We start from the raw sequence: 18,009 nt of genomic DNA, 5'->3' as shown, positions 1-18,009 counted from the left end.
ATAGCTATAATAATCGCAATGATGGCGGGTGAGATTCGTGAATTACTCTATGTATCCAATCGGGGATAGTGCCCTACAAATTAAACTTCCGAATGCAAACGCTCTTTTGTTGCATCAATTTTCTACTTCCATTCATCAAAATCGTTGTCTCGGTGTTCATGATATCGTACCCGGTTTAGAAACAATTACTATCTTTTATCAGTTCCCACAAACAAACTATTATGAACTCGAAGCTAAACTAATAACTATACTGCAAAACATAAAATTAACAACAAGCGAGTCACCAATTCGAACTTTATACATTCCTACCCTTTATGACGGACCTGATTTGCTAGAAGTTGCTCATTTTCACAAAACAACACCAGAGAATATTATAGAGTGGCATTCCACCCCCACGTATGAAGTATCAATGCTCGGTTTTTTGCCCGGCTTTCCTTATTTAAGCGGCTTGCCGGCCTGTTTACATACTCCGCGAAAAAAAGAACCACGCCTACAAGTCGAGGCTGGTTCTATCGGGATAGGTGGCTCGAGTACAGGCATCTATCCGATCGCTTCGCCCGGAGGTTGGAATTTAATCGGTAGAACTTCTGTATCCATTTTTTCTCTAGAAGAAGAGCAACCTTTTCTTTTTCAACAAGGAGATAAAGTGAAGTTTGTGTCCGTTTCAGAACTAGTGAAATCGAATCGAGAGGACGTCATTTTTTATGAGAAAAATTGATTTGAACTGTGATTTAGGAGAAAGCTTTGGCCCTTACACGATAGGGAACGACGAGCTCATCCTACCTTTTGTATCTTCCGTAAATATTGCATGCGGCTTTCATGCAGGAGATCCTGCTACTTTGGAAAAAACGGTCCAACGCGCCAAGATACATAGCACAAAAGTTGGGGCACACCCTGGGTTTCAGGATCGATTGCATTTTGGCCGCCGCGCCTTGCCTGTTACAGAAAAAGAAGCATACCAACTGGTGTTATACCAACTTGGCGCACTGGCCGCTTTTTGTAAAGTAAATGAAGTTGAACTTCATCACGTAAAGCCTCATGGTGCCCTTTATAATATGGCAGCCAAAGACCGAATGCTGGCACAAGCTATTGCAACTGCTGTAGTTGATTTTAATCCTTCCCTTATTCTATATGGACTAAGCAATAGTGCATTAATCGAAGCGGGGCAAGAAGTTGGCTTACAGACCGCCTCGGAAGCTTTCGCCGACCGAACTTACTTAGCCGATGGTACGTTATCTCCTCGTCATATGAACGGCTCTGTTATACAGGAGAAAGAAAAAGCATTAGCACAAGTTCGCCAAATGCTAATGGATGGCACCGTAACAGCTATTACAGGTGAAGTAATTCCATTAAAGGTGGATACGATATGTTTGCACGGTGATAATGAACATGCTTTACTGTTTTCCGAAAGCTTGCACGCTATGTTAAATGCGGAAGGTATCAGCATAGAGCCTATTCAGAAGGTGGAAAAATGAAACCGATTTTTCAAGTGTTGAAAACTGGACTTGTCACTAGCTTTCAAGATAAAGGAAGGATTGGCTACCAAGCTTTTGGAGTAGTTACATCGGGTGCGATGGACATGTTTTCTTTTGAGATAGCGAATAGCCTTGTTGGCAATCAACCGAATGAAGCGTGTATCGAGATGGCGATAGTTGGACCGTCGCTTACGGTCGTTAGCGAAGAAGAAGTGTCAATTGCGGTTACTGGGACGAATTTAGGTTTTTCTATTAACGGGAAAATAGCTCCGATGTGGAAAGCAATAAAAGTAAGCAAGGGAGATAAACTGTCATTTCCGGGGAGTAGAGATGGGATGTTTGCGTATATTGCGTTACGTGGGGGCTTTGCTGTTCCATCTCTTTTAGGCAGCAAATCTTATTATGGAAAGGCAAAGTTAGGAACGGCTATCCTCCAAGGAGATTTCCTTTTCGGACAAAATCCGTCTACATGCCGGACTCGTGGACTCCTCTTCTCTTCCATTCCTAATTTCTCTAAACAAGTGACAGCACGAGTCATTCTTGGCCCACATGATGGTGATTTTACGGAAGAAAGTTTACGTCAGTTTTTTTCTCAACCTTATAAAGTGTTGCAATGCGATAGAATGGGATCTAGGTTAGAAGGAGCCACTCCGTTACGTGTACATGATGGCGCTGATGTCCTTTCGGATGCGATACCACTTGGTGGGATACAAGTTCCACAGGGGGGACAGCCGATTGTGTTGTTAGCTGACAGGCAAACGACGGGTGGCTATCGTCGGATTGGCACCGTCATAAAAGCCGACTTACTTAAGTTGGTTCAAGTCCCTGTAGGCGGGACGGTTTTTTTTCAAAAAGTGACATTAGAGGAAGCATATAAGGCATTACTGCATCAGCAAGCTTATATAAATGTAATAAACCACTCTTCACATAATTGAAGAGTGGTGTTTGTTTATCTGGAATGCAAATATATTTTTAATGCTTGCTTTAGTTCGTGTTCTTTGTGATCAGATTGAATGTTGTAATGATCTCCATCTAGGTGGCTAATGAAGTTGTTGTACCCTTGGGCGTGAAGAAAATCATTAATGCTTGATATATCTTCAGAAGCGGTAAGTAATGGCTTTTGACCAACATAGTCGCCGTTTACGTACACTTCGTATCGGTCGTGCGTTAGTTTTGTTTCGTTGTTATTGTTGTTTAAAAATCCTAAGCCGACAAAAACGTTTCCTGTTCCCTGCATTTATAACACCTCCATGAATGCTAGGTGTTTATATTGTTGCACGGGTTGGATTTTTTATGTTGGAAACATACGGAATTAGAAGTCAAATAATGAATCTCCGTTTGCATCAGGCTCGTTTCGTTTTACGGAAGGAACGGGCGTTACCGGTTGCACGTTTGTTGCAAAGTTCACAGGTGGCGTTGGCATTGGTGTTGGTTTGTAAACCGGTTGTTGGTCGGAGCTGCTTTTCGTCTGCAACGCCAGCTCGCTTAATGCTTTTATCGCAGTAAGATGTTCACGTTTTTCTTGCGCGCTATTCGTTTGTAGTGCTTTTTCTGTTTCTGCTTGAATTTGTTGTAGTACTTTATTTAATGGGATGTCCATGTGTAACGCTCCTTTCCATAGTGGTTAGTGGTTAGTGGCTAGTGGCTAGTGGATGCATTTAACCTAACAACTAACCACTAGTAGCTAACCACTAATAATATGGCGAAATCATGATGTATACTAGCACGCCTGTTAAGCTGACGTATAGCCATAGTGGCATGGTCCAGCGGGCGATTTTGCGGTGTTTCTCCGTTTGCGTCGTTATGCCTGTCCCAAACGAGTATAGTGCTAGCGGAACGATAACGACAGCAAGTACGATATGTGTTAAAAGAATGAAAAAGTAAATGGATCGAATGATGCCTTCTCCACCAAATGGAGTGGATTCTGTTAAGGCATGATACGTTACGTACGTGATTAAGAATAGAAATGTTGTTGTAAACGCAGCAAAAATAAAGCGTTTATGAAGGGTGACATTCTTTTTTAATATCGCAATAAGTGCTGCAAGTAAAAATAAGAATGTAAAGCTGTTAAAAATAGCGTTCATGAGTGGTAAAAAAGTTAAGTCAACGTGCGCTAATCCTTCGTATTGTGGCATGAAAAATAGTATAACAACTACTAAGTTTACGACGATAGATAAGCCGATGACGATTGGCCAGATGGATTTGTTTTTCATGGATGTTATCTCCTTTACTAATGCTTTATATATTGTACACTAAAACGTTTTGCATTTCTTAAATATAGCCGGGTGGCTTGTCTTTTTTTGGTGTGAATTTTAGGCAGGGGCTTCCGGAAGAACGAAAAACAGCGAGCGACGGTAGTTGGGCTGTTTTGAATCCGAAGGCCCGACATCCTTTCGGAAACCTTTTATCCCAAGTGACGTAAAAGTGTTCACATTTCAGACAGTTTATACGTTTTGTTTGCTGTTGCACTTTTTTCCCCTTCCTTTCAATCGAATATATTTTAACATAAAAAAAGCTTGTAGAGTGGTTACTGATGCTCTACAAGCTTTAGTTTTATTTTTCTATTGTTTAAATGTTTGTTTGTAATTCGTTTGCTGTTTGTTTTAGTTGTTCTATTGTATGTTGAAGCGAGTTGGATACTTCGACTTGGTGGTTAGCTGCTTGAACGACATCTTCCATTTCCGCGGAAAGGTTAGACGATGAGTGAACAAGGTCTGTTACGGAATGGACGATGTCAGTTACTCCAACATTTATTTCTTCCATCGCTATTGTTATGTGTGTTCCTTGTTCTAAAAGCATTTTACTACTTGTAGAAAGTTCTTTAAATATGGCAGCTGATTTTTTATTTGTTTCATTTGTTTGCTTCATGCTTGTTTGGAAGTGTTGCAGTTCTTGAAGCACTTCGGTTGTGCTTGTTTGAATTCTGCTTGTTATTTCGTTAATTTGGCTTGCAAACATATCGGTGTTACCAGAAAGCTTTCTAATTTCCTGGGCAACTACTGCAAATCCTTTTCCAGCTTCTCCTGCACGTGCTGCTTCGATGGAGGCGTTTAGTGCAAGTAAGTTCGTTTGTGTTGTGATTTCGTTAATGCTTTTTAAGAAAGATTGCGCTTCATCGATTCCGTTTTTGATGGATTCAAATTTTGCAACCATTGCTTCTGTTTCTGATGTTTTGGATTCCATTTCGGTATACATTTTTTGTAGTGCATGTGAGCCTTGTTGGGATAGCTTGTCCATTTCTCCAATGTTGTTTTTCATTTCATCTACTATGCTGTAAATTTCTTCTGTGCTTGCGGATGCTTCTTCTGTGACAGCAGAGATGGATGAAGTAGCTTCATGTTGTTGCTCCACACGTTCTGTTGCGTTTGTAGACTTTTCTTTTATCATGGAGGACTTTTGTAAGTTTTGCTCGGAAGCATAGACGAGATCCTGCATGACATGTTGTAGCTTTTCGGTTGCGTTAATGTTTCCGGTCATGAGTTTTTCGATGTTTTGTCCCATTTCCATAAGGGCATTGTTGACCGTACCAAACTCGTCTTTTATGATAGCTTGTGTTGAATCGTATTGGAAGTTACCAGTTTGGTATGCCTCTACACGATGGAGTAACGTGTTAATGCCTTTATGGAATGATTTGGTGAAAAATATAATGGCGCCAATTGGTAAAAGGATAAGGATAATAAGTGCAACTAATGTAAGTATATCGTTTGTTTGGAGACGAGACGCCAGTGTTGCTCTTTCTTGTTCGGTATAGTTTGTAATGTATTCCGTAATGCCTTCGTTGGCACGTTCAAGTCTTGTTCTTGTGATGGTAAGTTGCTCGGAAACTTGTATTCGCATGCGGTCCATGTTAGATGCATTGGATACGTTGCTAACGACTGTGTATTGGTTAGATAACGATTCTTGGGCAACGTGAAAATATTGTTGCCATGCTGCTAGCTGTTCGTGCTGTTCAAAATAAGGTGTGAATTCTTCAAGGAGTTCTTCACTCGTTTGGATATTTTGGGCTAGCAGTTCTACGTGTCTTTCGGAATAGCCTGCTGTGATAATGTGGTACATGTTTGTTAACGTTGTTTGGTACGATTGAATGAGTTGGTAATAGGTTTCGTTCATTTCGGATAGGTTGTCTATTTCTTTTACGCTTGATTGGGCTTGGTTACTTAAAACCCAAATGAATGCGGAAGCGGCTGTGCCGACTATTGTTAAGGTGATGATAAGAGCTAGTAATCGTTTTTTTATGCTCATTCGGGGAGTCTCCTTTTTTAAAAATTAGGGTATTTTATTTTGTCTCGTTTTTGTGGAAACGTTTGCACTAATTTACATTTTAAACTTCTATGCCCTATATATCGGCAACTCTTTGTATTTATGTAGCTTTTTATTAGAAGAAAAAAAGCCTTGTCGTTACAACAAGGCCCCTTTTTACATATTTGATTTCCGTTCTTTTTCCACTAACATCTGTTTTAATTCTGCAATTTCATTGGATATTTTCGCTAACTCTTGTTTGCTTATTTCGATTTTTTCATTGCGTACACTTTCTTCTTTTGCTTCTTGGATGTTATTTAAAATTTCCCCGACGATTAAGTTAAGAACGATAAACGTTCCAACTAAAATAAAGGATACGAAATATACCCACGCAAACGGACTAGATGCAAAGATTGGACGGAAAATACCGCTTGCCCAAGACTCTAGCGTGATGACTTGGAAAAGGGTGATTAACGCTAAATGTAGCGATCCAAAGTATTCTGGTGCGATATCGCGATATAAAATAACGCCAACTACACCAAAAATGTAAAATACTAAGCTTAGTAACATTCCGATTGTGCCTAGTGATGGAATAGTTTTTAAGAATGCCGTTACTAATCGTTGTAGGGAAGGGATAACTGTTATGGCACGAAGCACACGGAATACCCTTAAAATACGAATGGCTGAAATGAAGTAGGAGCCGCTGAATAGTAGTACTCCCGCTACGATGACAAAGTCGAAAATATTCCAGCTACTCTTAAAGAAGTGAAATATTTTTTTCTCGGATAACATTCGCATAATTATTTCTATTGTAAAGAACCATAGGAAGAAGATTTCAAATCCATGGAAGATTCCGTAGTATTCTCTTAGTAGGTCAGGATATGTTTCTAGCCCGATTAATACAGCGTTTAAGAGAATGACGGTTATTACTATACCGGTAAAATATTTATGTGCTACTATTTCTCTAATTTTAGATTTTAACTTGTTCAATTTCTCTCTGAACTCCCTTATTAATAATTTATTGCAGTGATAGGGTACTAAGTGTTGATTTCAGCTGCAGGTACTCGCTTTCCGCGGGCGGTCTCAGGAGCCTCCTCGGCGCTTTTGGCGCCTGCGGGGTCTCCTTTGACACGCTTTCCCGCAGGAGTCTCGCACCTGCAGCTGAAATCAACTGTATAGGGTTAAAAATTGCTTAAGTAAACCTAAATAATTACTCTATAATGACCAGTCGATTGGTTTTTGACCAATTTTGGTTAAAAATTCATTTGTGGTGGAGAATGGTTTGCTGCCGAAGAATCCTTTTCTTGCTGATAATGGGCTTGGATGAACACTTTTATGGATATAGTGATGCTTATTTGTAATTAGCTTTTCTTTTGCAATTGCGTTGTTACCCCATAACCAGAAGACAACTGGTTTTTCTCTATCGTTTAATGCACGAATAATGGCGTCGGTAAACTGCTCCCAGCCTTTTCCTTTATGAGCGTTGGCTTTTCCTTGTTTTACAGTTAAAACTGTATTTAATAATAACACACCTTGTGCTGCCCATTTCATTAAATTTCCATGAGAAGGTGGTTCGATGCCGATGTCGGAATTCAGTTCTTTATAAATATTTTTAAGCGAGGGTGGAACAGTAACGCCATGTTGAACGGAAAAGCTTAAGCCATGTGCTTGTCCTAGTCCGTGATATGGGTCTTGCCCAAGAATAACCACTTTAACATTATGGTAAGGAGTTTCTTGCAGTGCTTTATATATATTTTCTTTCGCTGGAAAAATCGTTTCTTCATTGTACTCTTTTTCAACGAACTGTTGAAGTTGGATAAAATAATCTTTTTGGCTCTCCATTTTCATTAATTCTGTCCATTGCTTACAAGCAAATTGCATGACGTGAACACCTCAAGTAAGTAAACTTATTACCTCTACTACTTTACCACACAACACCAAAATTGAAATAATGAACATTTCCCGTTCGACAAAATTCGGGTGGTGCCTGGCACTCTAGTTCATTTTTCGACAAATTGCGGGTGGTGCCTGGCACCGTTTGTTTGAATTTGGTTGGTTGGCAGGGTAAAATGAGTGTGTTGGGGAGTGTATTGGGCGTTTATTTTACATTTTCCGATAAAATGTGTTACTTTTTTTCTGTTTTTTACGAAATAGGTTATTATATTTGGTCAAAATGTTATATCATATAAGACGAATAGTTACATGTTACATATAAAGTGAGGTTCTTATTGTGAGCAATGAACAAAATCCTAAATCAATAATTGTTATTTTTGGAGCAACAGGGGATTTAGCGAAGCGTAAACTTTATCCTTCTATTTATCGTTTATATAAAAATGGCAGCATTTCGAAAAACTTTGCAGTTGTTGGGGTTGCACGCCGCCCGTTAAGTCATGAAGATTTCCGCCAAAATGTGGAGAAGTCTGTTAGAGAAGCTAGCACGAATCATGATCACATTGAGGAGTTCAGCTCTCATTTTTACTATCATCCATTCGATGTGACAAGCAGCGAATCGTATCAACAGTTAAAAGATTTATTACATAATTTAGATGGTGACTATCATACGTTAGGAAATCGCATTTTCTATTTAGCGATGGCACCAGAATTTTTTGGTACCATTGCTTCCAACTTAAAGTCCGAAGGCTTAACAGATACAGATGGTTGGAAGCGACTTGTTATTGAAAAGCCGTTCGGTCATAACTTACCTTCTGCTCAGAAATTGAACGATGAATTACGTGAAGCCTTTTCTGAAAAAGAAATATATCGTATTGACCATTATCTTGGAAAAGAAATGGTCCAAAATATCGAGGTTATTCGTTTTGCTAACGCCATATTCGAACCGTTATGGAACAACCGTTACATTTCTAACATCCAAATCACTTCTAGTGAAACGCTTGGTGTAGAAGACCGCGGTAGATATTACGAAAGCAGCGGTGCATTACGAGATATGGTTCAAAACCATATGTTACAAATGGTTGCTTTGCTTGCGATGGAGCCTCCGATTAAATTAAATCCAGAAGAAATTCGTAGCGAAAAAGTGAAAGCTTTAAGAGCACTACGTCAAATTCCAGAAAATGAAGTCGATGATTACTTCGTTCGCGGCCAATATACTGGTGGCTTTATTAATGAAAAACCTGTCATTGGTTACCGTGAAGAAAATTCCGTTGACCCTAATTCAAACACAGAGACATTCGTTTCTGGAAAACTTATGATTGACAACTTCCGTTGGGCTGGAGTACCCATTTACATCCGCTCAGGTAAACGTATGACTTCTAAGTCTACAAAGGTTGTTGTGCAATTTAAAGATATTCCGATGAACCTTTACTACAACCGCGGAGCAAAAGTGGATCCAAACTTACTTGTCATTCACATTCAACCAGATGAAGGTATTACCTTACATTTAAATGCGAAAAAATCGGGTAAAGATATAACAACAACTCCGATTCGCTTAGACTATAGCAATAACAACTGCATCGACGGTATTAACACACCTGAAGCATACGAGCGCCTCATTTATGATTGTTTACGTGGCGATATGACAAACTTTACACATTGGGATGAAGTGTCCTTATCTTGGGGATTTGTTGATCAAATGTCTAAAGAATGGGAGTCGAAAAAAGCGGAAGACTTCCCTAATTACGAAGCTGGTTCTATGGGTCCAAAACAATCTGACGATCTTCTTGCAAAAGACGGATTTTTCTGGTGGCCAGTATAAGTAGATTTTTTTGTAAGGAGATTTTGGCTTTTCCATCTAATTTAGTGATTGAGTGGATTGGAGCGGAGGGCATCTGACTCCTGCGGGAAGAAGAGGGAAGGCTGAGACCCCACAGGCGAAGCCGAGGAGGCTCAGCTCCCTCCCCGCGGAAAGCAGATGCCCGCAGCGCAAAGGAACGGTCAAATTTAATACCTAATACACTTTTAGTAATACTGAACAACAGAGAGGAGTAGAAACAATATGAAATTTTACGATGTTACGATGCCAATTTTTACAGGAATGCCTGTTTACAAAAACAAGCCTGAAAAACAGCCAAAGGTTGAGACAGTAACGAACGGGTATGTTACAGAATCTCGCCTAAGCATAGACGTTCATACTGGCACACATGTAGATGCCCCATTACACATGGTAGTTGACGGCGAAACAATTGAAACTTTACCTTTAGATAAGCTTGTAGGTCCATGTAAAGTATTTGATATGACGAACATCGAAGACCGCATTAAAAAAGAGGATGTTGAAAGCCTGGACATCCAAAAAGACGACTTTATTTTATTCAAAACAAAAAACTCTTTTGATGAAGAGTTTAACTTTGATTTCATCTTTGTAGCTGAATGTGCAGCAAAACATTTAGCAGAAGTAGGTGTTTCTGGTATTGGAGTAGATGCACTTGGAATTGAACGTAGCCAAGAAGGACACCCAACACATAAAACACTATTCGCAAATAACGTGATCATTATTGAAGGGCTTCGTTTGAAAGAAGTAGAACAAGGCTCCTACACAATGGTTGCCGCTCCTTTAAAACTACAAGGAACCGACGCATCACCAGCAAGAATCATTTTATTAGAAATGTAAAATAACCAATTCGAAACGTAGCTATGACGGGGGAAATTGGATAAACATATTAGTGCCGGTTGTGTGACCGACTCCTCGAAAATGCATACGCATTTTCTTCGTGCGATGCATCGCTCTCGTAGCCTTCCTTGTCCTGCGGGAGAGGGTAGGCTGGTGAGACCCCACAGAGCCCTTGGGCTCGAGGAGGCTCACCGCCTCCCCCGCGGAAAGCGGTCACACAACCGGCACGTCTTTTATATACTAAAAAGAATATAATTGGACGCATCCTTTTTATACCTATATAACAAATACATATTTTCCTCCGTACTTATACAGAATATAACTAAGTAATAAGCTACGGAAGAAGTGGTAAGGATGCATCTCATCTTGTTGGTATGGGTTTTTTTACTTAATGTAAAACAACAAACATTAAAAAACTTCCATCAGCATGTAAACAGCATTTTATATGTGTGTGCAAGTAATTTCTTGTACTACCTATTATGCAAAGATTATATTCTATGGGATTTCAAATCAAATATAATGAGTTCAAAAGCCATTCGGACGATACACCTTCTTTTCATCATGCCACTCGTTTTATTACTTTACTTAGAAAATTACCCAAAGCAAAAGCTTGATCAACTACTCTATATAAGTAAATGGGTTGTTTCTTCCGCAATAATAGAATGCGTTGGCCAAAGAGTATTTAAAATGATTTATTTTGATAACGGCTGGCATATTGGCTGGTCCTTATGGATTTATGTTAAGATGTTCATCTTCAGTATTATGTTTAAAAAGTATCCATTCTCTGTTTTAGCTACTTCCTTTGGAATTACAGTATACTTACTGAAAAGATTTAAAGTTCCTGTTCTATCTAATATGAAGGAATATTGGTCGGAGACAAAAAGACTAGTCCAGCTAGAAAAACATGCTATTGTTACGTATTTACTTTCCTTTGTTACTACAGTCTTTTGCATACTTTCTATCTATTATTACTTCAGAAAAAACAAAACGCTTAGGTTCCGTTGATTGATGACGAAACCTAAGCGTTTTTAAATATTTACTTACTCATCCACTCTGTGTGGAAGATTCCTTCTTTGTCTACACGTTGGTAAGTGTGGGCACCGAAATAGTCTCGTTGTGCTTGAATTAAGTTTGCAGGTAACGTAGCGGTACGGTAGCTGTCAAAGTAAGACAATGCGCCAGAGAATGCTGGTACTGCCACACCATTTTGAATCGCAACCATCATCGTTTCACGAAGTGCACCTTGGTAGCTTTCTACGATTTCCTTGAAGTAAGGGTCTAATAGTAAGTTTGGTAAGCTGCCATCGCGATCGTAAGCTTCCTTAATTTTTTGTAAAAATTGAGCGCGGATGATGCAGCCGCCGCGGAAGATCATGGCGATTTCACCATATTGTAGGTTCCAATCGAACTCTTCGCTTGCTGCTCTTAGTTGTGCGAAGCCTTGAGCATATGAACAAATTTTAGCCATATATAATGCTTTACGTACTGACTCTATGAATACTTGCTTATCACCAGTATATCCTGTCATCTCTGGACCAGTTAACATTTCACTTGCTTTCACACGCTCTTCTTTCATTGCTGAGATGAAGCGAGCAAAAACAGATTCTGTGATGATTGGAAGTGGAACACCTAAGTCTAATGCACTCTTACTTGTCCATTTACCAGTACCTTTTTGACCAGCTGTGTCTAAAATTACATCTACTAACGGCTTGCCCGTTTCTTCATCTACTTTTGTGAAGATGTCTGCTGTAATTTCAATTAAATAGCTGTCTAACTCGCCTTTGTTCCACTCAGCAAATACTTCGTGTAACTCTTGAGCTGATAAGCCTAATACATTTTTTAATAAGAAATATGCTTCACTAATTAATTGCATGTCCCCATACTCGATACCATTGTGTACCATTTTCACATAATGGCCAGCTCCGTTTGGTCCGATATACGTACAGCAAGCATCGCCTTCTACTTTTGCAGAAATGTCTTTTAAAATAGGTTCTACTAGGTCGTATGCTTCTTTTTGGCCACCAGGCATGATAGAAGGTCCTTTTAACGCCCCTTCTTCTCCACCAGAAACGCCTGTCCCAACGAAGTGAATGCCAAGCTCTTCTAATTCTTTGTTACGACGGATCGTGTCTGTGTAAAGGGTGTTTCCGCCGTCGATTAAGATGTCGCCTTTCTCTAAGTAAGGCTTTAGAGATTCAATCGTAGCGTCCGTTGCTGCACCTGCTTTTACCATAAGTAAAATTTTGCGTGGCTTTTCTAGTGAGTTTACAAACTCTTCAATTGTAAACGTTCCTACTACGTTTTTGCCTTCTGCTTCTAGTAGAAACTCTTCTGTTTTGTCTTTTGAACGGTTGAATACTGAGATGGAGTAACCTCTACTTTCTATATTTAATGCTAGGTTTTTTCCCATTACAGCAAGACCGATAACACCGATTTGTTGTGCCATAAAAAAACTTCCTTTCTATGTAAAATAACTGTTTTTTCAGTGAATCAATTTCATAATTACGGTTCGTTTAGTGAAAAACGAACTAAACTTCACTCTAACTTAATAAACGTTCCCTATTATTATGTTCTTGCGCATGACGCTGTAGAATTATTCGTTTTTCGTATAGTAATGATACATTATGAAACGGACTCTAGTACTAAAAACTTGGCTATGTTAAAGGTTGCTGTTGATTTCCGTGCAAGGCTTCGCTTTCCGCGGGCGGTAAAAAGGAAGGTTATTTTCACTGCCGTGAAAAAACCTACTCCTCGGCGCAAACGCCTGTGGGGTCTCCCGCTTCCCGCTTCTCCCGCAGGAGTCTCAGCCTTGCACGGAAATCAACAGGTAAGTATATAAATATCAACACTAAGCTTTAACACAGCCAAACTATAAAATCCTGTGCTATTATACCATTTTATTTGATTAGAAAATAGCATTATGGCTAGGAGATTGCGAACATTTCACATGTAAAACGCTTACACTTTAGTCTTTGTTTTCGGTACACTTCTATACTTGTTATTTGGGAGCTTCTTGAACATAGTTCATCGCAATGGCTTTTATATAGGCTGCACGAACGGAAAGGATCGAAACCATTAAGGCACTTTCCATGTTGGATTGTTGTTTTTCCGATAGGTGTTCGTACATTTTCATATATTCCTTCACTTCATTAGCGATATAGTCCTCGGTTAGTATTTCCCCTTTTCGTACAAGTTCTTCATAGAGGTTAGAGTACGCAAGTAAATACTTAACTGGACTAATCAGGTCGTCTTTTCGATCCTTTGGATTGTTAAAAACTAACCGTAACACGGGGCGGATGGCTTCAAAGTCGAGGATTGTCTTTAAGTCTTTCACTATGTAAAGCAATGCTGCTTGTTGTATCGAGTATTTTTTTCCGACCTCAGGAGAGCCAATGAACTCTTTCATTTCGCGCTTTACCCAATTTTTTAAGGCCGTTTCCGAAATGGTCGTACATTCGAGCTGGTTTCCTAGTGTAGCTATGTCGTTCATAGAGAAACCAAGTTTGTTGTTTTCAAGGCAATTGATAAGCTTTTGTTGCAGGTCTGTAGAGACTGTCCCAATGGATTGGATGACCCTGAGTACTTCTTCGTTATTCTTTTCTATAACAACCTTTAGTAGGTTGGCTAACTGTAAACGTGTCCAGCCTTGTCGCATATTCAGACACCCTCTTAGGTTCGTAATTTCATTTTGTGTAGAATTTGGTATACAATTACTCGGTGTAGCCGATAAACTGTTTTTTTCGCCGATTAAACCGTGTTTTCGCTGATTGGCTTGCTCTATTCGCCGATAGAATAGTCACTTTCGCCGATTGAGTCGCGATTTTCGCCGATAAGTTCGACATTTCCGCCGTTTAACACGCGATTTTCGCCGATAAGATCGACCGCTTTCGTCGGTTGAGTTTCGATTTGCCTTTTTTCTCCCTGCCTACCTACACTTTGAGACGAAAATCACCCTTACTTGTCTATAATAGTAAGTCCACTAACACAATTCGTCAAATAAAGGTAAAGTTGTTTTATTGAAAAATTTCTGATTTGCATCTATAATTAGGTCTAGATAGAAAACAGGTTCATATGAACTCATAAACTATTATACAGTATATTATCAGGAGGAGAATTATGGGTAAACGTGTATTTTTATTCCTATTAACAAATATCATGGTTCTTGTAACCATCGGTATTGTCCTTTCCATCCTTGGTGTAGGTAGCTACCGCACTGCTGATGGCGGAATTGATTTAGTAACTTTATTGATTTTTAGTGCCGTGATTGGTTTCACTGGTGCGTTCATGTCACTATTGATGTCTCGCTGGATGGCGAAGAAAATGATGAACGTACAAGTTTTAAATCCAGATGGATCGCTTTCTCCACGTGAGCGTAAAATCGTAGACATGGTTCACCGTATGAGTCGTGCTGCTGGTATTACTCGTATGCCTGAGGTTGGAATCTATCATTCCCCAGAAGTAAATGCATTTGCAACTGGTCCTTCTAAAAACCGTTCATTAGTTGCGGTGTCTTCTGGTCTTTTAGATGAGATGGATGAGGCTGCAGTAGAAGGTGTTATCGCGCATGAGGTAGCACATATTGCAAATGGCGACATGGTAACGATGACACTTTTACAAGGTGTTGTAAATACATTTGTTGTGTTCTTAGCACGTATTGCTGCATGGGCTGTTTCTCGTTTCGCACGTGAAGACTTAGCACCAATTGTTCACTTTATTGCGGTAATCGTATTCCAAATTGCTTTCTCTATTCTTGGAAGCATCGTCGTTATGGCTTACTCTCGTTACCGTGAGTTCCATGCGGACCGTGGTGGCGCTGACTTAGCTGGTAAAGACAAAATGGTTCACGCATTACGCTCTTTAAAACAATACACGAACCGTATTACAGATGAAAAAGATACTGCTGTTGCGACATTAAAGATTTCAGGGAAAAAGAAAGGTTCACTTTTCTCTTCTCACCCTGATCTAGATGAGCGTATTCGTCGTTTAGAAGCAAAATAATCTTTTCATTCATTAAAAAACTTAGAGCCATTCTGCTCTAAGTTTTTTTGTTTTATTTTTAATTATGATGGGTATGTAAATTCAGATGAGTAAATATACCTATTCGAGTCCTTGTCGATAAATTAGTCCAAATGCCCTAATAGGTGTATTATCTTTTATAATTTTCTGTTATATTGAACTTATCATGAAAAAGGAGAACGGAAATTATGGAGCTATTCGTACTCTTACTCTCAGCTATCACACTTGCTAGCCTTTTTAACATGTTTCGTCACTTTTTACCAAGAATATATCAAAAATTATTAATAAATAGTGGCTTTTTATTATTTCTTTTAGTTCCAACTTACTTTTTAGATATTCCTCCTTATGCGGTGCTAAGTGTATATATCCTAATCGTGTTAAGTATGGCTTTTTATTTTCATATAATAGGAGCCTTAGTAAGTATCATTGTAGGTTTATTACTTGGATATAACTATGGTCTACCAACTTCTCATCTAATAGAACTATTTATTATATACATATCTATTTTATTTTTAACTTACTTGCTTTTTAGAAGAATAAAGCAGAGCAAAGATTTGAACGAAAACTGGATATCGCAACTGATGAAACAGTCCAAACAGCTTCATGTTTACAGAGAAATCGGTACGATGATGCAGCAAACATCTTCGCTAGATAAACAACTTTTAACGATTTTAACTGCGTTAACGGCTGGTCACGGACTAGGTTTTAACCGTGCCATCATTTTTTTAAAAGTGAATGAGGACGATGTTCTATATGGGCGTATGGCTGTTGGGCCGCGCACGGCAGAAGAAGGCTTTCATATATGGGAAAATATTGCCGCGAAAAAATATCAGTTAACCGATCTAATAGAAATTAATAATAATGAGACTCATACTGACTTAGAGCTCAATGATATCGTGCAGTCTTTGGTTATTCCTTTGAACAATCAACATTCTTCTGCCTATAAAGCGATGAAAACAAGAACTCCTAGTATTATTACGGAGAACCATGTAGAAGACGATTTTCAACAACAGATGAAACTGCTTTTTCAAATGGAAGAATATGCGATTGTTCCACTCATTCATAAAGGAAATGAAATAGGAATAGTTGTGATTGATAATGTTGTAAACAAGAAGCCAATTACGTTAGAAGATTTAGAAGGTGTGCTTCCATTTGCTAACCAAGCAGCTGTTGGCATTGAACAAGCGACGATGTATGAAAAAATGGAACAACTCGCAAAACGAGATGGGTTAACAGGGTTGTATAACCAACGTTCGTTGCAGCAGACGTTACGCCTTTTATTTCAAGATGAACAAGTGAGTTGGCCAGTTAGCCTCATTATGATTGACATCGATTTTTTCAAACATTTTAATGACAGAAATGGTCATTTACTAGGGAATGAAGTGTTAATTCAGCTCGCTAATTTGTTGCAAACAACTGTTGGAAAAGGCCACTCTATTTACAGATTTGGCGGAGAAGAACTATCTATTGTCATGCCTAAGAGTAACGCAGAAGCTGCGTATGAGTTAGCAGAAAAAATTCGTCATGCAGTGACAACGACTAGATTTCCTGAAGGGCAACATCAGCCGCTCGGTATGCTAACCATTAGCATTGGTGCCGCTTGTACGGAAGACCTCTCTACTCTATCAAAAGATGCATTAATAAGTGCTGCAGATGAAGCTTTGTATGCAGCTAAAAATAATGGCAAAAACCGAACTGTTGTATTTAAAGGAGAGTGATTAGGTTGGATACTATTATTTATTTTCTAACTTTTATTGTATTTTCAGCCTTTCTCTTTTTTCTTTCTATACCATTTTATAAGAATTACTTACGTGTATATTCTCGCTTTCTCTTTAAACGCTTAAGGGTGGAAAATAATTTTCCTTATACATTTGAACAAATTGTTTTTTTCTTTACAAGGCCTAGTTTAATACCTGCCTTACAACAAGCTGAAATAGAAAGACTAGAAATTGAATTAGAATTTAAAGGCATTTTACTTCCATGCTTAAAAGGAGTACGAATATTTTTACACGACACGGCAGAGGAGGCGCCGTTGTTTTTGGCGTATTTATCTGTTGAAGATTTTCGTTCCCCGACATTGGATAAGTTGTTAAAAGAAGAGAAGATTTCTCCTACTCAATATGTTACGATATGTTCAAGTCAACTAACACTTCCTGCCGTTCAAGAAGCTTTAAAAGAAGATGTAATTAAGCAATTGAAAATGGGAAGATATGCTAGTGTAACATCGGAATAAAGGAGAAATGTAAATGGCCGACTTGCAAGATACAGTTGAAATCAATAAGCCGATAGAAGAAGTATTTTCTTTTTTCACCCATATAGAAAACTCTCTAGAAGTGATGAGTAATGTAACGAAGGTAACCTTATTAACAGAAGGCCCTCTACAAGTTGGCAGTAAGTTTGAAGAAACGCGAAATATTCGTGGTAAGGAAGCAACGGCTGTTATAGAAGTAATAGAATTAGATGCACCGAATCGTTATGGTGTAAAAAGCGACTCCAATGGATTAACGGTTACGTACCATTATTATTTCCGCCCAACGTTGGATAACACAACAAAAGTCTCATTTGAAGGTAAAATTAAAACAAGTGGCCTGCGCATGTTATTGTCAAAGCCCGTGATACGAAAGATTTTACAAAAAGAAGATGGAGAACACTTACGAACGTTGAAGGAGCTTTTGGAGAAAAAAGCTGATAGGGAATAGTTTTCATAGCCAAAAT

General features: G+C 38.9%; 18 protein-coding genes. 10 read left to right on the top strand and 8 right to left on the bottom strand.

Going from position 1 to position 18,009, the window contains the following annotated elements; all coding sequences use genetic code 11:
* The first annotated feature begins 37 nt into the window (after positions 1-37).
* From pxpB to CDZ92_RS16455, 3 genes are read left to right on the top strand one after another with little or no spacing between them, the layout of a single operon-like run.
* A complete protein-coding gene (gene pxpB, locus CDZ92_RS16465) occupies positions 38-718 on the top strand; it encodes a 5-oxoprolinase subunit PxpB (RefSeq protein WP_096156304.1) in 681 nt (226 codons plus the stop codon).
* Positions 705-1,475, top strand: a complete 771-nt coding sequence (locus tag CDZ92_RS16460; RefSeq protein WP_096156303.1) for a LamB/YcsF family protein — start codon at positions 705-707, stop codon at positions 1,473-1,475. Before pxpB ends, CDZ92_RS16460 begins: the two co-directional genes overlap by 14 nt.
* The gene (locus tag CDZ92_RS16455) at positions 1,472-2,410 is read left to right on the top strand and encodes a biotin-dependent carboxyltransferase family protein (protein ID WP_096156302.1); all 939 of its coding nucleotides are present in this window, start codon (positions 1,472-1,474) and stop codon (positions 2,408-2,410) included. The genes CDZ92_RS16460 and CDZ92_RS16455 overlap by 4 nt, the downstream gene beginning before the upstream one ends.
* Positions 2,411-2,424: 14 nt before the next feature.
* Here CDZ92_RS16455 and CDZ92_RS16450 read toward each other — a convergent pair whose 3' ends face one another.
* The 6 genes from CDZ92_RS16450 to CDZ92_RS16420 all read right to left on the bottom strand — a co-directional run bounded on the left by CDZ92_RS16450 (position 2,425) and on the right by CDZ92_RS16420 (position 7,595).
* Positions 2,425-2,712, bottom strand: coding sequence for a hypothetical protein (locus tag CDZ92_RS16450; RefSeq protein WP_096156301.1), 288 nt, complete (start codon positions 2,710-2,712; stop codon positions 2,425-2,427).
* 75 nt (positions 2,713-2,787) lie between these two features.
* On the bottom strand, positions 2,788-3,075 hold the full coding sequence (locus CDZ92_RS16445) for a YwdI family protein (protein WP_096156300.1): 288 nt from the start codon (positions 3,073-3,075) through the stop codon (positions 2,788-2,790).
* A 91-nt stretch (positions 3,076-3,166) separates the two neighbouring features.
* Entirely contained in the window at positions 3,167-3,688 is a 522-nt protein-coding gene (locus tag CDZ92_RS16440; protein ID WP_096156299.1) for a DUF420 domain-containing protein, read from the bottom strand.
* A 355-nt stretch (positions 3,689-4,043) separates the two neighbouring features.
* Complete coding sequence (locus CDZ92_RS20630) at positions 4,044-4,628, bottom strand: methyl-accepting chemotaxis protein (RefSeq protein ID WP_441296499.1); 585 nt, start codon at positions 4,626-4,628, stop codon at positions 4,044-4,046.
* Between the two features lie 1,263 nt (positions 4,629-5,891).
* Complete coding sequence (locus CDZ92_RS16425) at positions 5,892-6,704, bottom strand: ion transporter (RefSeq protein ID WP_096156296.1); 813 nt, start codon at positions 6,702-6,704, stop codon at positions 5,892-5,894.
* Between the two features lie 225 nt (positions 6,705-6,929).
* Positions 6,930-7,595 carry a uracil-DNA glycosylase gene (locus tag CDZ92_RS16420; RefSeq protein ID WP_096156295.1) on the bottom strand — a complete coding sequence of 222 codons (666 nt, stop codon included), beginning with the start codon at positions 7,593-7,595 and terminating at the stop codon, positions 6,930-6,932.
* Between the two features lie 349 nt (positions 7,596-7,944).
* Here CDZ92_RS16420 and zwf point away from each other — a divergent pair, with 349 nt between their 5' ends.
* The 3 genes from zwf to CDZ92_RS16405 all read left to right on the top strand — a co-directional run bounded on the left by zwf (position 7,945) and on the right by CDZ92_RS16405 (position 11,283).
* Positions 7,945-9,426, top strand: a complete 1,482-nt coding sequence (gene zwf, locus CDZ92_RS16415; protein ID WP_096156294.1) for a glucose-6-phosphate dehydrogenase — start codon at positions 7,945-7,947, stop codon at positions 9,424-9,426.
* 240 nt (positions 9,427-9,666) lie between these two features.
* Positions 9,667-10,278 carry a cyclase family protein gene (locus CDZ92_RS16410; protein WP_096156293.1) on the top strand — a complete coding sequence of 204 codons (612 nt, stop codon included), beginning with the start codon at positions 9,667-9,669 and terminating at the stop codon, positions 10,276-10,278.
* 366 nt (positions 10,279-10,644) lie between these two features.
* The gene (locus tag CDZ92_RS16405; protein WP_096156292.1) at positions 10,645-11,283 is read left to right on the top strand and encodes a hypothetical protein; all 639 of its coding nucleotides are present in this window, start codon (positions 10,645-10,647) and stop codon (positions 11,281-11,283) included.
* A 31-nt stretch (positions 11,284-11,314) separates the two neighbouring features.
* Here CDZ92_RS16405 and gndA read toward each other — a convergent pair whose 3' ends face one another.
* Together gndA and CDZ92_RS16395 are read right to left on the bottom strand one after the other, a co-directional pair.
* Positions 11,315-12,724 carry an NADP-dependent phosphogluconate dehydrogenase gene (gene gndA, locus CDZ92_RS16400; protein ID WP_096156291.1) on the bottom strand — a complete coding sequence of 470 codons (1,410 nt, stop codon included), beginning with the start codon at positions 12,722-12,724 and terminating at the stop codon, positions 11,315-11,317.
* Positions 12,725-13,276: 552 nt separating this feature from the next.
* Positions 13,277-13,933: a DUF1836 domain-containing protein gene (locus CDZ92_RS16395; protein ID WP_096156290.1), complete on the bottom strand. Its 657-nt coding sequence runs from the start codon at positions 13,931-13,933 to the stop codon at positions 13,277-13,279.
* 461 nt (positions 13,934-14,394) lie between these two features.
* On the opposite strand from CDZ92_RS16395, the gene htpX reads away from it, so the two are divergent.
* The 4 genes from htpX to CDZ92_RS16375 all read left to right on the top strand — a co-directional run bounded on the left by htpX (position 14,395) and on the right by CDZ92_RS16375 (position 17,993).
* Positions 14,395-15,276: a protease HtpX gene (gene htpX / locus CDZ92_RS16390; RefSeq protein ID WP_096156289.1), complete on the top strand. Its 882-nt coding sequence runs from the start codon at positions 14,395-14,397 to the stop codon at positions 15,274-15,276.
* 206 nt (positions 15,277-15,482) lie between these two features.
* Positions 15,483-17,012, top strand: a complete 1,530-nt coding sequence (locus CDZ92_RS16385) for a sensor domain-containing diguanylate cyclase (RefSeq protein ID WP_096156288.1) — start codon at positions 15,483-15,485, stop codon at positions 17,010-17,012.
* Between the two features lie 5 nt (positions 17,013-17,017).
* Positions 17,018-17,527 (top strand): hypothetical protein, encoded by a 510-nt coding sequence (locus CDZ92_RS16380; protein ID WP_096156287.1) that lies wholly within the window; start codon positions 17,018-17,020, stop codon positions 17,525-17,527.
* A gap of 13 nt (positions 17,528-17,540) precedes the next feature.
* On the top strand, positions 17,541-17,993 hold the full coding sequence (locus tag CDZ92_RS16375; RefSeq protein WP_096156286.1) for an SRPBCC family protein: 453 nt from the start codon (positions 17,541-17,543) through the stop codon (positions 17,991-17,993).
* Positions 17,994-18,009 lie beyond the last annotated feature (16 nt).

Source organism: Bacillus sp. FJAT-45066 (genome assembly GCF_002335755.1).
In the GTDB taxonomy this organism is placed as follows: Bacteria; Bacillota; Bacilli; order Bacillales; family Bacillaceae_I; genus Bacillus_CD; species Bacillus_CD alkalisoli.
Note: the sequence above shows the minus strand (reverse complement) of the source record. Positions and strands in the feature narration are given on the sequence as shown.